The 15,479-nt window shown below is 33.3% G+C and carries 12 protein-coding genes; 11 read left to right on the top strand and 1 reads right to left on the bottom strand.

Annotated elements, in window-relative coordinates; translation table 11 throughout:
* Window positions 1-89 precede the first annotated feature (89 nt).
* From HALHA_RS07730 to HALHA_RS07680, 11 genes are all read left to right on the top strand, one after another.
* Window positions 90-1,373 (top strand): TolC family protein, encoded by a 1,284-nt coding sequence (locus HALHA_RS07730; RefSeq protein WP_015327234.1) that lies wholly within the window; start codon window positions 90-92, stop codon window positions 1,371-1,373.
* Window positions 1,366-2,631, top strand: a complete 1,266-nt coding sequence (locus HALHA_RS07725; RefSeq protein ID WP_015327233.1) for an efflux RND transporter periplasmic adaptor subunit — start codon at window positions 1,366-1,368, stop codon at window positions 2,629-2,631. The genes HALHA_RS07730 and HALHA_RS07725 overlap by 8 nt, the downstream gene beginning before the upstream one ends.
* A complete protein-coding gene (locus HALHA_RS07720) occupies window positions 2,628-5,741 on the top strand; it encodes an efflux RND transporter permease subunit (RefSeq protein WP_015327232.1) in 3,114 nt (1,037 codons plus the stop codon). Before HALHA_RS07725 ends, HALHA_RS07720 begins: the two co-directional genes overlap by 4 nt.
* Before the next feature lie 291 nt (window positions 5,742-6,032).
* Window positions 6,033-7,337 carry a pyrimidine-nucleoside phosphorylase gene (locus tag HALHA_RS07715; RefSeq protein ID WP_015327231.1) on the top strand — a complete coding sequence of 435 codons (1,305 nt, stop codon included), beginning with the start codon at window positions 6,033-6,035 and terminating at the stop codon, window positions 7,335-7,337.
* Between the two features lie 30 nt (window positions 7,338-7,367).
* The gene (locus HALHA_RS07710) at window positions 7,368-7,760 is read left to right on the top strand and encodes a cytidine deaminase (protein WP_015327230.1); all 393 of its coding nucleotides are present in this window, start codon (window positions 7,368-7,370) and stop codon (window positions 7,758-7,760) included.
* Between the two features lie 53 nt (window positions 7,761-7,813).
* Window positions 7,814-7,969: a XapX domain-containing protein gene (locus HALHA_RS07705; protein ID WP_015327229.1), complete on the top strand. Its 156-nt coding sequence runs from the start codon at window positions 7,814-7,816 to the stop codon at window positions 7,967-7,969.
* 15 nt (window positions 7,970-7,984) lie between these two features.
* A complete protein-coding gene (gene deoC, locus HALHA_RS07700; RefSeq protein ID WP_015327228.1) occupies window positions 7,985-8,656 on the top strand; it encodes a deoxyribose-phosphate aldolase in 672 nt (223 codons plus the stop codon).
* A gap of 184 nt (window positions 8,657-8,840) precedes the next feature.
* Window positions 8,841-10,031, top strand: coding sequence for a NupC/NupG family nucleoside CNT transporter (locus HALHA_RS07695; protein WP_015327227.1), 1,191 nt, complete (start codon window positions 8,841-8,843; stop codon window positions 10,029-10,031).
* A 125-nt stretch (window positions 10,032-10,156) separates the two neighbouring features.
* On the top strand, window positions 10,157-10,804 hold the full coding sequence (fsa, locus tag HALHA_RS07690) for a fructose-6-phosphate aldolase (protein ID WP_015327226.1): 648 nt from the start codon (window positions 10,157-10,159) through the stop codon (window positions 10,802-10,804).
* Between the two features lie 99 nt (window positions 10,805-10,903).
* On the top strand, window positions 10,904-12,877 hold the full coding sequence (gene tkt / locus HALHA_RS07685; protein ID WP_015327225.1) for a transketolase: 1,974 nt from the start codon (window positions 10,904-10,906) through the stop codon (window positions 12,875-12,877).
* Between the two features lie 221 nt (window positions 12,878-13,098).
* Window positions 13,099-14,682: a methyl-accepting chemotaxis protein gene (locus HALHA_RS07680; protein WP_015327224.1), complete on the top strand. Its 1,584-nt coding sequence runs from the start codon at window positions 13,099-13,101 to the stop codon at window positions 14,680-14,682.
* A 32-nt stretch (window positions 14,683-14,714) separates the two neighbouring features.
* Here the strand turns inward: HALHA_RS07680 and HALHA_RS07675 are convergent, their stop codons facing one another.
* Window positions 14,715-15,437 (bottom strand): DUF3231 family protein, encoded by a 723-nt coding sequence (locus HALHA_RS07675; protein ID WP_015327223.1) that lies wholly within the window; start codon window positions 15,435-15,437, stop codon window positions 14,715-14,717.
* Window positions 15,438-15,479 lie beyond the last annotated feature (42 nt).

Raw genomic sequence — 15,479 nt, 5'->3', positions numbered from 1 at the left:
TTTATTTAGCTTGACAAATATAGAAAACAACTATTATAATATAACTGAACAACTGACTAAATAGTCAATTGTATTTAAGGAGGGGTTAGATGAAGAAAAGATTAATTATATCAGCAATCTTGATTTCATTATTAATATCTGGAATTAGTTATGCGGCAGAAAAAAGATTTTTATCTAAGAAACAAGTAATAGATTTGGCGTTAAGACAAAATCAAAAGTTAGATAAATTAAGGCAGGATATAAAAATAGCTCAAGCTAAACTTGGTGGGGCTAAAAGTGCCTTTTATCCTAATATTGGTTTAAATAGTAGTTATACTAGGTTTAAAGAGAAGCAGAGATTAACGATGTCTAAAAATAAAAATAGTTTTGCAGTTGGATTAAATCTGCAACAACCTATTTTTTTAGGTGGACAGTTATGGTCTACATATCAACAGATGCAAAACAATCTTAAAGTAGCTAAATTAAAGCTACAAGAAGAGAAGAAAAAGATCAAGTATCAAGTTCTAGAGCAATATTATAATATTTTAAAGGTTAAAAAGATGATTGAAGTTACTAAACAGCAACTTAAGAGAATTAAACAGTACTTAGAGGTAGCTAAAGTTAATTTAGAGGTAGGAATTGCTACTAAAACGGATGTATTACAGGCTAAGGTAAATTATAATCAAGCCCAACAGAGATTATTACAGGTTAAGAATCGTTTACAGCTTGCTAAGTTAGCTTTACAAAATAGCTTAGGAATATCAAGCCAGGTAAAACTAAAGTTTAATAAAGAATTAAACTGGCAACCAGTAGATATTGTTGATAATCCTTATCAATATGCACTAAAGAATAGAATTCAGTTTGATATATTGAAGTTACAAGCAAAAAATCTAAAGTTGAATTTACAACGAGTTAGAAATAAAGATAAATATCCTAACCTTAATTTAATGATTAATTATCAAGCGCGAGATAAAGAATTTACTGTTAAAGATGGTAGTTTACAATTAACATTAAATTTACAGTATAATTTATTTGATGGAGGTAAAGATGAAGCTAAAATAAAAGAGATGACTAAAAGTATAGATAAATTTAGAATTAGTCAGCAACAGATTGAAGATCAAATTAGATTACAAGTAAAGCAAACGATATTAAATTTAAAGGAAGCTAGGCAAAGAATAAAATTAAATAAACTTAATTTGCAAAAAGCAAAAGAGAATTTAGAACATACTAAGCTTAAATTCAAAGAAGGAATGATTACGAGTTTAGAGATGTTAGGAGCGGAAACAACCCTAAAACAAGTAAAAACAGATTATTACCAAGCAATTTATGATTATAATTTAGCCCAAGCTAAATTGAATATGGTGTTAGGCAAGGAGGAAATAAATAATGATTAGCCAGCAAAAACAATTAGTTATTATTATAGTTATATTGGGGTTGATTATAGGAGGGATTATTGGTTGTAGTCAAAACCAAGCTCAACCAACTACTAAGTCACAACCTCCAAAGCAAGAACAAGTTACACCTGTAGAAGTAACTTTAGCTAATGTGGGAAAAGTAATAAAAAGTATTACAGTAACGGGCCAAGCTAAACCGCTAAAAAAAGTTCAAATTACTCCACAACTTCAGGCTAAAGTAGAAAATGTATTAGTAGAAGTTGGAGATAAAGTAAAGACTGGCAGTAAGTTACTACAGTTAAACCAAGAAAATTTTAAAATACAAGTTGAGCAAGCTAAAGCTAGATTGGATGTAGCTCAAGCCAACTTAAACAAATTATTAGCAGGGACTAGAGAAGAAAAGATTGCTCAATTAAAAGCTCAATTGAAACAGACTAAGGTTAATTATAAACAGGCTAAGAGTAATTATGAACGACATAAGAAATTATTTGAAAAAGAAATCATATCACAGCAACAATTAGAAGCTAGTAAAAGTAGATATATTAGTGCTAAAAGTAGCTATCAATCAACTAAAGAAAGCTTAGAGATGGCTAAAGAAGGTGCTACTAAGGAGCAAATTGCTGTTTTAAAAGCTCAAATTAATCAAGCTAAGAAAGGTATGGAAGCAGCTCAATTACGATTAGATAAAGCAATAGTTACAGCACCAATTTCTGGAACAGTTGCTAAAGTGGAGATTGAAGAAGGTGAGATAGCTACACCTAAACCTTTAATTTCACTGGTAAATCTTAATCAAGTGATAATTGAGACTTATATAAGTGAGCAAAATATAACTAAGTTAAACTTAGGTCAGCAAGTTGCAATAAATATATCAGCTTTAGATAAGAATTTTACAGGAAAAATTATGACTATTAGTCCAGTAATTGATCCAGTTAAGAAAAAGTATCTAGTAAAGATCAAAATTAATAATCCTGGGCCAATTAAAGCAGGGATGTATGCCAAAGTTAAAATTCAAACAGACCAGAGTTTAAGTAGAATAGTAATTCCGCAACAAGCAGTAATGATAGAAGACAATAACAGATATGTTTATTTAGTTAAAGGTAATCGAGTAGTTAAAGAAATAGTAAAAACTGGTTTGACTGCCCAAGGTAAAGTAGCTATTTTAAATGGCATTAATCTTGGAGAAAAAGTAATTACTAATGGTTTAGACCAAGTGACTTCGGGAGATAGAGTAAGAGTCATCAACCGAGGTGATGAATGATGAAACTATCTGATTTTTCAGTAGAAAGACCTGTGACAGTAGTAATGATGGTCTTATTGGTTTTATTATTAGGAACCGTTTCATTAACTAAATTACCAGTAGATCTGTTACCTAAATTGGATTTGCCTTACGCAGTTGTTATGACTAATTATTCTGGAGCTGCTCCTAAACAAATTGAAGAAACAGTAACTAAGCCTATTGAAGAAGCTATTGCAACTGTTGATAACGTAAAGAATATAATATCAATTAGTAATCCTGGGAGCTCCTTGGTAATAGTAGAGTTTGACTGGGGAACAGATTTAAATTTCGCTACTTTAGATATGAGAGAGAATATATCTTTAGTCGAGCGGATGTTACCAGATGATGTAGGTAATCCAAGAGTACTAAAGTTTGATCCAACCCAAATGCCAATTATGAGAATTGGTATGTCAGGTGATGGTAGTTTAGAGAATTTAAAAGCAATAGGAAAAGATGTATTTAAACCGACTTTGGAAAGAATTCCGGGTGTTGCTTCAGTAAGTGTATTAGGTGGTTTAACTAGAGAAATTCAAATTAATGTAGACCAAGAAAGATTGATGGCTTATGGATTAACCCTAAATCAAATAAGTTCTAGTTTACGGCAGTCTAATTTAAATCTATCAGGTGGTTCAATTACAAGAGGTAATAAAAATCTGTTACTAAAGACAGTAGGAGAGTTTAATAGTATAGACCAGATTAGAAATTTAGAATTACTTACTCCTCAAGGGGCCAAGATTAGTTTAAAGCATGTAGCTAAGATTATAGACACACATAAAGAAATAGATCAGTATACTTATCTAAATGGGAAGAGAAGTATTGGCTTATCAATTCAAAAACAGAGTGGAGCTAATACAGTTGAAGTAGCTAAGGCTGTCAAAAAAGAATTAGCTAATTTAAAAAAGCAAGTTAATACTGATATTCAATTGGAGATTGTTCAAGATCAAGCAGAATTTATTGCTAAAGCGGTTAATAGTGTTAAGAAGAATGGTTTAATTGGTGCCGGATTAGCTATGTTAGTGTTATTTCTTTTTCTAAGAGATATCAGAAGTACATTTATAATTGGTACAGCAATTCCAATTTCAGTTGTTGTTGCTTTTACTTTAATGTACTTTGCTGATTTAACTTTAAATTTGATGACTTTAGGTGGAGTAGCTTTAGGGATTGGAATGTTAGTAGATAATGCTATAGTAGTATTAGAAAATATCTATCGGCATCGGCAAGAAAATGAGAGTAGATTAGCTGCAGCTAAAAAAGGAACAGCAGAAGTAGGAACGGCTATTATGGCATCTACTTTGACTACAGCTGCTGTATTTTTACCAATTGTTTATATTGAAGGATTGGCTTCTCAATTATTTGGGTCATTGGCTCTAACAGTTACTTTTTCATTAGTAGCATCTTTATTGGTAGCTTTAACTTTAATTCCAATGTTATCTTCTAAGCTGTTGACTGTTAAAGATAAATTTACTGATGCAGAACAAGAATTTGAGTTTGGAGCTATTACCCAATGGTATCAGAATCTATTAAAGGGTGCTTTAAGGTTAAGATATTTAATAGTGGCGCTGACAATAGTTATTATAGTTGGTTTTGGATTAGGAGTTTATACTGAGGTTATTCCGTTAAAATCGGAGTTTATTCCTAAGACAGACCAAGGAGCTTTTACTATAAATATTGATTTGGCCCAAGGTAAGAAAGTAGCTAAAACTAAACAAATAGTAAAGCAGGTTGAAGCTTATGTACAAAAGATTCCTGAAGTTGATGTTACTTATAGTTCTGCTGGTGGATCAGGTGGAATGATGAGTAGTGGAAGTTCAGGAACCGGACAAATATTAGTTAAATTAGTTGATCAAAGCAGGAGAACTAGAAGCACTAGTCAAATAGTAGAGAGATTACGTAATAAGGTTACAAATATTGTTGGTGCAGAAATTAAGATTACCCCACAAACCTCTATTATGGGAGGAGGTGGCGGTGGTCGTTCTCCTATAGAAGTAATGATCCAAGGGCCAAGTATAAAAAAGCTGACCTCAATTGCTCATGATATAGAAAAGGAAGTAAAAGAAGTATCAGGTACTAGAAATGTTAAGGTTAGTATTAGTAAGAGTAGACCTGAAGCCCAAGTTAAATTAAAGAGGGATTTAGCTAAAGAATTAGGCTTTAATATTGCTGCTGTTGCTAAAACGATTAAGACAGCAGTTAAAGGGCAAGTAGTAACTAAGTATCAAGAAAGTGGAGAAGAAGTTGATGTTAGATTACAGTTAAGGGATCAGGAAGCTAATAACTTAAGTGAATTAAAAGAATTAAATGTAACATCTAGGACCGGAATTACAGTTCCTTTAGCTCAAATAGCTAAGGTAAGGCTAACTAATGGTTTAACCAGTATCGAAAGAGAAAATCAACAACGGATTGTTAGAGTTCAAACTTCTTATTACGGAAAAAGTTTAAGTGAAGTTCAACAGGGAATTAAGAAGAGAGTTAGTAAATTAGATATTCCGGCTGGATATACCATTGAGTATGGTGGCCAGGTTAAGGATATGCGGCAGTCTTTTGGAGATTTAGGTTTTGCTTTAGTATTAGCAGTTATCCTAGTTTATATGGTAATTGCTTCTCAATTTGAATCCTTGATTCATCCACTAACTATTATGTTTACAGTACCATTATCTTTGATTGGAGCAGTATTAGGATTAGTCTTAACTGGTAACCCATTAAGTGTACCAGGGATAATTGGGATGATTATGTTAGCAGGGATTGTAGTGAATAATGCTATTGTAATGATTGATTATATTAATACCAGACGTAAAACGGAAAGCAGAGAGGAAGCTATCTTAAAAGCTGGGCCAATTCGTTTAAGACCAATTATGATGACAACCTTAACTACTGTGTTAGGATTAGTTCCAATTGGTTTAGGGATAGGAGAAGGATCAGAGGTGCAACAACCAATGGCTATAGTAGTAATTGCTGGATTGTTATTTGCTACTATTTTAACATTAGTTGTGTTACCTGCTATTTATTCTGTAGTTGATGATATCTCTAAAACCTTAAAAGGATTCATTAAAAGATTGCTCCATGGTCAACAAGAAAATACAATAGAAGCATAGTTAGTAAAGAGAGGGGAGGTTGCCCCTCTTTTTTTATTGCTAATAGGTATATTTAAAGAGAATAGTTTAAAGTGAAAATGTATAAATTATAAATGATACAGACTACTTAAATTTATAAAATACTTTTCTTGACAAAGCCAGTTGAATATATTAGAATTACTATTGTAAGACGTTAGACGACTTACAAGTGTTTATTATTTAATATAAGTGAATTAAGTTTAAATTAACTTAATTATTATAAGGTTATAACATATATATAAAGTTAAAACCCACAAGGAGGTTTAAGAAATTATGAGACCTTACGATATTATTAAGAAAAAAAGGGAAGGTAAGAAATTAACAGAAAAAGAGTTGGATTTCTTAATTGAGGGTTATACTAAAGGTGAAATTCCTGATTATCAATTATCAGCTTGGGCTATGGCTGTTTTCTTTCAGGGATTAGATGAAGAAGAAACTGCTAGTTTAACAGAAATAATGGCTCAATCTGGTGATACTATTGACTTAAGTAAAATCAAAGGTATTAAGGTGGATAAACACAGTACTGGAGGAGTAGGTGATACAACTACTTTAGTTTTAGCTCCATTAGTTGCCGCTTGTAAAGCTCCAGTGGCTAAGATGTCCGGACGTGGTTTAGGACATACAGGTGGAACAATTGATAAATTAGAGTCTATTCCTGATTTTGATGTTTCCTTAACCCAGAAAGAATTTATTGATAGTGTTAATGAGCAACATATAGCTGTAGCAGGTCAAACAGGTGATTTGGCCCCAGCTGATAAAAAATTATATGCTTTACGGGATGTAACTGCTACTGTGGATTCAATTCCTTTAATTGCTAGTAGTATTATGAGTAAAAAAATTGCATCTGGTGCAGACGCAATTACTTTAGATGTTAAAGTTGGTAGTGGTGCATTTATGAAAGAGTATGAAGGTGCTAAAGAATTAGCCCAGACTATGGTTAAGATAGGTAATAATGTAGGTCGTAATACAGTTGCTGTTATCTCAGATATGGATCAGCCATTAGGTTTTGCAGTAGGTAATGCTTTAGAAGTAAAAGAAGCAATTAAGACTTTACAAGGGGATGGGCCAACTGATTTAACGGAATTATGTTTGACTTTAGGTAGTCAAATGCTGGTATTAGGAGAAGTTGCTAAGGATGAAAAAGAAGCTAGAGCACAATTAGAAGAAGCAATTGATGATGGTTCTGCTCTAGAGAAGTTTAAAGAAATGATTAGCAATCAAGGCGGTAGTGTTGGAGCAATAGAAGATTTGGATTTATTACCACAAGCTAAAAATAAATTAGAGGTTAAGGCTTCAACTGATGGTTATATCCAACGGATTAAGGCTGAAGAAGTAGGGATTAGTGCTATGATGTTAGGAGCTGGTCGAGAGACTAAAGAGTCAACTATTGATTTAGCAGTAGGAGTTAAGCTAGCTAAAAAAGTAGGAGATGAAGTAGCTAAGGGAGAAAAGATTGCTACTTTATACTTTAATGATGACCAACAATTAAAAGAAGCTAAAGAAAAATTGCTATCAGCTTATCAAATTAGTAGTGAAAAACCTGAAGTAGCACCATTGGTCTATGAAGTGATAAAATAAAAAGGTTAATTTTCTGAAAGGAGAGATAACATGAAAGAGCAGTTAATAGAAGAAGCTATTAGGGCACGAGAGAATGCTTATACACCTTATTCTAATTTTAAAGTGGGAGCTGCTTTATTAACAGTAGATGATGAAATCTATACTGGTTGTAATGTAGAGAACTCTTCTTATGGTTTGACTAATTGTGCTGAAAGAACAGCTATCTTCAAAGCTATTTCAGAAGGTAAAAAGGATTTTAAGGCACTTGCTGTTGTGGCTGATACAGATGATCCAGTTTCGCCTTGTGGTGCTTGCCGGCAGGTGATTAGTGAGTTTGGCCCGGGTATTAAGGTGATTATGGCTAATTTAGAAGGCGATGCAATAACTAAAGACTTAAAAGATATATTATGGGGTGCTTTCGCTGGGAAAGATATGGATAAGTAATCTAAATAAATTATAATTTATTTTTATATGAAGTAATTAAGGAGGTAAGAGATATGAAAAACATTCTAGTTTCAACTATATCAGGAATGTCAGTAGGGTTTTTATTTTCACTTTTAAAGTTACCTGTTCCCGCACCACCAACATTAGGAGCTGTTATGGGAGTTGTAGGTATTTATTTAGGTTTTGTATTAGCTCAGACTATATTTTAAAGTAGAGGTGAAGTTATGGAAGCTAAAGAGATAGCAGGAACTATTGATCATACGATCTTAAGTGCTGATGCTACAGTAGAGGATATTAAGGAAAAATGTCAAGAAGCAATTAAGTATCAATTTGCTTCTGTGTGTATTAATCCTAATTATGTAGTACTAGCTGCAGAAGAGTTAAAGGGAAGTTCTGTTAAAGTCTGTACAGTAATTGGATTTCCTTTAGGAAATACCCTTTCAGAAGTAAAAGCTTATGAAGCTAAACAGGCAGTTGAAAATGGTGCTCAAGAAGTTGATATGGTAATTAATCTAGGAGCATTGAAATCTGGTGCTTGGGATCTAGTTAAAGAAGATATTAAAGCAGTAGTTAAAGCAGCGGGGCAGGCTATAATTAAAGTTATTATTGAAACTTGTTATTTAACAGAGGATGAAAAGAAAAAAGCTTGTCAAACTGCTAAGGAGGCAGGAGCCGACTTTGTAAAGACTTCAACTGGTTTTGGTACCGGAGGAGCTACTGCAAGTGATGTTAGATTAATGCGAGAAGTAGTAGGTCAAGATATGAGAGTAAAAGCTTCTGGTGGAATTAGAAATAAAGAAGCAGTTGAGAAGATGATTGAGGCTGGAGCAACTAGAATTGGTGCTAGTTCAGGAGTGAAGATTATAAGAGGACAAGAAGCTATAAGTGATTATTAAATAATTTTTTGGCTTGATAAACTTTTTATTTCTATTAGATATTCTATAAGATAATAGTTATTGTCACAATATAACAAATTGTATAAACTTCAATAAAATATTTAATGATTAATAAGAGGATATCTAATAATCAATAACTATTAATAAGCCTCTAAAAAATAAACTATAATAGGAGGCTATTAATATGTCTAAATTTATCGGAATTATCGGAATGTTCGTTCTACTAGGAATTGCATATGCTGTTTCAGAAAATCGCAAAGAAATTGATTATCACCCAGTTATTGGAGGAATATTACTACAGTTAACCTTTGCTTTTATTATTCTAAAATGGCCTTTGGGAAAAAGACTTTTTGAGAAGTTAAGTGATTTTGTAGCGAAAATTTTAGGATTTTCAACTGATGGTGCTAATTTCTTGTTTGGTTCATTAATGGATACAGGTTTTAGTTTTGCTTTATCTGTAATTCCTACAATTATTTTCTTTTCTTCTTTAATGTCCGTTTTATATTATCTAGGTGTTGTACAAAAAGTAGTAAAGTATATGGCTAAGGTAATGAAGAAAACGATGGATTTAAGTGGAGCTGAATCTCTATCTGCTGCGGCTAATGTATTTGTTGGGCAAACAGAAGCCCCACTAGTTGTAAAAAGATATGTGCCAGATATGACCCGATCTGAAATAATGGCTTTAATGACTGGTGGTATGGCTACTGTAGCAGGAGGAGTAATGGCTGGTTATATTGGTATGGGAATTGATGCTGGATATTTACTAGCAGCTAGTATTATGTCTGCTCCTGCAGCTTTAGTAATGGCTAAAATTATTGTGCCGGAGACCAAAGAGTCAGCTACATCAGGTGATATGGAAATTGATTTAGAGATTGATAATGCTAATATAATTGATGCAGCTGCTGAAGGGGCAAGTGAGGGATTACAGTTAGCTTTAAATGTAGCAGCTATGTTACTTGCGTTTGTTTCATTAATTGCTTTAATTAACTATCCATTAAGTTTTTTAGGTACTAGTTTAGAACAGATCTTGGGATATATTTTTGCACCATTATCTTTCTTAATGGGAGTTCCAGTAGCTGAAATTCAAGAAGTAGGAAGTTTATTAGGTCAAAAGATGGCTATAAATGAATTTGTAGCTTATTCTCAATTATCTCAAATGATTAAAGAAGGAGCTTTATCTGCTAAATCAGAAATGATTGCTACTTTTGCTTTATGTGGATTTTCTAATTTCTCATCTATTGCAATTCAGGTTGGCGGAATCGGTAGTTTAGCTCCTGAACGTAGAGGAGAGATTGCTGCTTTAGGTGTTAGAGCTTTAATTGGTGGATCATTAGCGACATATATGACTGCTACAATTGCTGGTCTTTTAATGTAATAATGATAATTTTCAATACAAGCCAGTTGTTAGCTGGTTTGTATTGATTCTACTTAACTAAATTGTAAGAGACAAAGATTTGTTTTGGTTAAATGTTATTTTATTAATTTTAAAGGAGTGATAAAATGAAATTTTTTCTTGATACTGCTAATTTAGACCAAATCAAAGAGGCAAATAGTTTAGGTGTAATTGATGGAGTGACAACTAATCCTAGTTTAGTAGCTAAAGAAGGAGATGTAGATTTCCATACACGAATCAAAGAAATTTGTGAACTAGTAGATGGTCCAGTAAGTGCTGAGGTAATTAGTACAGATACTGAAGGGATGATTGAAGAAGCAAGAGAATTAGCAGAGCTAGCTTCTAACGTAGCAGTTAAGATTCCAATGACAGAAGAAGGATTAAAGGCAGTTAATACTTTAGAAAATGAAGGTATAAAAACTAATGTTACTTTAGTTTTTTCAGCCAATCAAGCCTTATTAGCAGCAAAGGCTGGAGCGAGCTTTATTAGTCCATTTGTAGGAAGGTTAGATGATAGAGCACATGATGGAATGAAATTAATTGAAGAAATTAATCAGATTTTAACTAATTATAATTTAGATAGTGAAATTATAACGGCTAGTATCAGAAGTCCTCGTCATGTAAAAGAAGCAGCATTAGTAGGAGCAGATATTGCTACTATTCCTTCTAGTGTAATTAAGAAGATGTCTCAACATCCACTAACGGATATTGGAATTCAGAGATTTTTAGATGATTGGAAAGAAGCTCAAGAATAATAGTAATTTTTAAGGCTCTCTATATTAGAGGGTCTTCTTTATTATGTGGTTTTTAAAGTATTGTAAGTAAAAATTAATATTATAATGGGAGTGATTAAAGTGTTAAAAGAAGTATCTAATGTAGTAAGAGGATTATCTGCTGATATGGTAGAAGAAGCTGGGTCTGGCCATCCAGGATTACCAGTAGGGTGTGCCGATATAGGTTCATTATTATACAGTGAAGTAATGAGTCATGACCCAACCCAACCTGAATGGGCCAATCGCGACCGGTTTGTTTTATCAGCAGGTCATGGCTCAGCTTTGTTGTATTCTTTATTACATATAACAGGTTATAATTTATCACTTGATGATTTAAAGAATTTCAGGCAATTAAATTCAAAAACTCCAGGTCACCCTGAATATGGTCATACTCCAGGAATTGATACTACTACTGGACCACTAGGACAAGGTTTTTCTAATGCGGTAGGTATGGCAGTTACAGAGAAAATGTTAGCTGAAAAGTATAATACAACTGACCATCAAATAGTAGACCATCATACATATACTCTATTAGGTGATGGTTGTATGATGGAGGGAATAGTTGCCGAAGCTGCTTCATTAGCTGGGCATTTAGGGTTAGATAAATTAGTAGCTATTTATGATGATAATGATATTTCCATTGGTGGTAATACAGATATTACCTTTACTGAATCAGTAGCCGATAGATTTAAAGCCTATGATTGGCATGTAGTTGAAGATGTTGATGGTCATGATCTTGATGCTTTAAGAGCAGCCATTGCAGAAGGGAAAGAAGTTATTGATAAACCTACGTTAATTATGGCTAATACACATATTGCTTATGGAGCACCTACTAAGCAGGATACTAGTTCAGCTCATGGATCTCCATTGGGAGAAGATGAGATTAAAGGATTAAAAGAAGAATTTGGACTACCAACTGATGAAAAGTTCTATATTTCAAATAAAGTAAAAGAATTTCTTAATCAACGAAAAGAAGAATTGCAAGCAGAACGAGCTGCCTGGGAAGAAGAATTTGCTGCTTGGGCCAAGGCCAACCCAGAATTAAAAGAAGAATGGGATAACGGATATAATTTAGAGTTACCAACTGATTTACAAGATGTAGTTGAGAAGTTAGAGATTGATACACCGATTGCTACTAGAAAAGCATCAGGTGCTACTTTACGAGAGATGGCTGATCAAGTGCCTTATTTAGTTGGAGGCTCAGCTGATCTAGCACCATCAAATAAGACTTACCTTAATAAATATGATGAGATTCAACAGGATAACTATGACGGCCGTAATTTCCGATTTGGAGTAAGAGAGCATGCTATGGGAGCAATCGCTAATGGTATTTCTCTCCACCAAGGACTTAGACCATTTGTAGCTACTTTCTTAGTCTTCTCTGATTATCTACGTCCAGCAGTTAGAATGTCTGCTTTAATGAATCAACCAGTTGTTTATGTCTTTACCCATGATTCTGTCTATATTGGAGAGGACGGACCAACTCATCAGCCAGTAGAACAAATAGAATCTTTACGTTTAATTCCTAACTTAGATGTAATTAGGCCAGCTGATGAAGAAGAAACAAAAGAAGCTTGGCTACAAGCAATGGAGAGGACTGATGGTCCAACTGCTCTGATCCTAACTAGACAAGATTTACCGCACTTGAATAAAGATAATAAGGTAGTAAATATGTCACAAGGAGGATATGTAGTAAAAGAGGAGAGAAATGCTGAAGTAACTTTACTAGCTAGTGGTAGTGAAGTTTCTTTAGCTACAGAAGTAGCAGAGATGTTAACTGCAGAAGATGTATTATCTAGAATAGTTTCTATTCCCAATAGAGATAAATTCTTAGAGCAAGAGCAAAGTTATATTCAAGAAGTATTAGGTGATGAAGATAATCTACGAGTTGCAATTGAAGCTGGTGTAGGTAATGGCTGGCATCAGCTATTAAAATTAGATGATTTAGTAGTTAGTGTAGATCAATTTGGGGCTAGTGGCCCTGGTCAAGAAGTAGCCCAGCAATTAGGGTTTACAACTCAAAAAATTACAGAAGACATTTTAAATCAACTTTAATTACTATCCAGCTAAATTAAAGTTGATTACTGACTAATTAAAGAGCTAAGTTGTATTTCCCCATCCTGACAGGATGGGGAAATTTATTTTTTTGCAGGTGTTTTTAGAGTTTTATCTAAATTGTAAATAAGTAGAAATAATATTTAAAGGGATTGATAATTTTTTATCGAAATAAAGATAAATGGATGGTTTAGTAACAATCTAAGAGGAGGAAAAGAAGAATGATAGATAAAATCAAGAATTTATCACTAAGAGCAAGATTTAAATTATTTGTACTAGTTGCGTTACTATTTATAATAATTGCAGGTTTGATTACTGTTAATCAGGTAGTAGGAGAGCAATTATCAAAGTATAGGGTCAAAAGAGATCTTAGAGTTAGTTATCAGATTTTAAATGAGAAATATTCAGGGGCTTGGTATCAATATGATACTGGTTTATATAAAGGGGGGAGGAAAATAAATGGAAATTTTAAATTAGTTAATTATATTAGTCAGTTAACTGGTGGAAATGTAACCATTTTTTCAAATAGGACTAATATTTCTAGTAATATTAAGAAGAAAAATGGAACTAGATTAGTAGGGACTAAGGCTTCAGATGAAGTTGCTAATATTGTTTTACATAAAGGTAATAATTTTTATGGTGAAATGACTATTTTAGGAAAGAATTATTATGTTGCTTATACTCCTCTTAAAGATAGTGAGGGCCAAATTATCGGGATGATGAGAGTTGGAACTTCAGAAGATTTAGTTGCTGATGTAGTTAAGCGAATTATTATGTGGGTGGTTATAATATTAGGTGTTGGGATAGTTATTATTCAATTTATTCTATCTAAATTCTTAGATAGAATATTATTCAATCCTTTAGATAACATTATAGCCAAAACTCGAGAGATGGCTAATGGTAATTTTGCTGTTCAAGTCAATTTAAATCGAGCTGATGAAATAGGAGATTTAGAAACAGCAGTTAATAATATGGCTAGTGGCTTAAAAGGAATGTTACAGAGTATTAATCAGGCAGCCGAAAGGGCTTCCTCTACTAGTCAGCAACTAAGTGCATCTAGCCAACAAAGTACTGCTTCGTTAGAAGAAGTTTCTGCTTCGATAGAAGATTTTACCAATAAGGTTGAAAATGTAAATGATAATGCTCAAAATACAGCAGAAGTAACAGTAGCAGTTGATGATTTGGCTCAAAGTGGGTTAGAGCAGATGGAAACAACAGAAGAAAGAATGAAGCAAATTGTGACTACTGCTCAAGAGTCAACTGAAGTTATTGAGAAGCTAAAAGAATCTTCTGCCCAAATAGAGAAGATAATAAAAGTTATTTCTGAAGTGGCTGAACAGACAAATTTATTGGCCTTAAATGCTTCAATAGAGGCTGCGCGAGTAGGAAGTACACAAAGCGGAGCGGGCCAAGGTTTTGCAGTAGTAGCTGAAGAGATTAGGGAATTAGCAGAAGAAACTCAAGATTCAGTTGGTAATATAAAAGGAATTATTAATCAGTTAGGTTCTAAAACAGACCAAGCAGTAGAAATTATTGCGGAGACTAACTCTCAGATTCAAAGTGGTGCACAAGATGTTCAAGAAACAGGCCAGTTCTTTGCTCAAATAGCTGATAAAATAGAACTAGCCAATAATCAAGTCCAAGAAGTAGCTGATTATAGTGATCAATTATTAGCAGGTAGCCAAGAGATATCAAGTGCAACAGAAGAACAAGTTGCTGCTATGCAACAAATATCAAGCTCTAGTCAAGATTTGAGTAATATGGCTCAAGAATTAAATATGTTAGTAAATCACTTTGAAGTCTAAGTAACAGAGCAACCTTTTAAAAGGTTGCTCTGTTAAATATTTTTATTATAGTTGGGAACAGTTCTAATCCATCCTTTAGTCTTGCCATATTTTATAAATTTATTAAGTATATCTATCTCTTCTTTTATTAAATCTAGATATATATTACGGATTCGATCATTGGTGATACTTTGTATTAGACCACTAGAGTGTAAGCGGAGCATATTTTGTTGACCTGTCATTATATTCCGGTAGATCATTTCATCTGATATAACTTCTGCATTTTGAGTTGTTTTGATACTTTTAGGAGGTCTTTCTGGAAGGGGCAGACCAAAGTGATCCATTTCTTGTTCTAGGTTGGCAAGCTGGTCTTCTAGTACCATGCGCAATCCATTTGTTAAAAGAAATTTAAAATCAGGATCATGGGTATAATTTTCATAAAGTTTTGTTAGTTCTATTTGATCATAGCGGGCACAAAGATGACTCCACAAGTGAAATGCTTCTCCTGAGTTTATCTCTTCTTTAGTTGTAGGAGGTTTATGAGGGTACTTTGGTGGTTGTGAAGCCCAGTTTTTTAATTTGAAGTACTTTGCTGTATTATGAATACAATTTAATTCTTTTTTTAAGTACTTTCCAAATAAATTTCGCACTTGATCATTAGTTGTAGCGGTCATAAAAGCACGAATTAAAGATTGTACATTTCTTTGGAGTACCATTAGTATACTTTCAGCTATTTGACGCTCTGCGGGGCAAGCCCAAGCAGATTCCTTATTCATAGAACCTAGCCTTTTTACAGTTAATCTCAAGGATTAAGTGCA

Origin of the sequence: Halobacteroides halobius DSM 5150, assembly GCF_000328625.1 — a bacterium.
Taxonomy (GTDB): domain Bacteria; phylum Bacillota; class Halanaerobiia; order Halobacteroidales; family Halobacteroidaceae; genus Halobacteroides; species Halobacteroides halobius.
This window is presented reverse-complemented; position numbering and strand designations above follow the sequence as displayed.

Excerpts from the sequence above, each read along its gene's own strand:
- HALHA_RS07730 (WP_015327234.1), top strand. The coding sequence starts at position 90 with ATGAAGAAAAGATTAATTATATCAGCAATCTTGATTTCATTATTAATA.
- HALHA_RS07725 (WP_015327233.1), top strand. The coding sequence starts at position 1,366 with ATGATTAGCCAGCAAAAACAATTAGTTATTATTATAGTTATATTGGGG.
- HALHA_RS07720 (WP_015327232.1), top strand. The coding sequence starts at position 2,628 with ATGATGAAACTATCTGATTTTTCAGTAGAAAGACCTGTGACAGTAGTA.
- HALHA_RS07715 (WP_015327231.1), top strand. The coding sequence starts at position 6,033 with ATGAGACCTTACGATATTATTAAGAAAAAAAGGGAAGGTAAGAAATTA.
- HALHA_RS07710 (WP_015327230.1), top strand. The coding sequence starts at position 7,368 with ATGAAAGAGCAGTTAATAGAAGAAGCTATTAGGGCACGAGAGAATGCT.
- HALHA_RS07705 (WP_015327229.1), top strand. The coding sequence starts at position 7,814 with ATGAAAAACATTCTAGTTTCAACTATATCAGGAATGTCAGTAGGGTTT.
- deoC (WP_015327228.1), top strand. The coding sequence starts at position 7,985 with ATGGAAGCTAAAGAGATAGCAGGAACTATTGATCATACGATCTTAAGT.
- HALHA_RS07695 (WP_015327227.1), top strand. The coding sequence starts at position 8,841 with ATGTCTAAATTTATCGGAATTATCGGAATGTTCGTTCTACTAGGAATT.
- fsa (WP_015327226.1), top strand. The coding sequence starts at position 10,157 with ATGAAATTTTTTCTTGATACTGCTAATTTAGACCAAATCAAAGAGGCA.
- HALHA_RS07680 (WP_015327224.1), top strand. The coding sequence starts at position 13,099 with ATGATAGATAAAATCAAGAATTTATCACTAAGAGCAAGATTTAAATTA.
- HALHA_RS07675 (WP_015327223.1), bottom strand. The coding sequence starts at position 15,437 with ATGAATAAGGAATCTGCTTGGGCTTGCCCCGCAGAGCGTCAAATAGCT.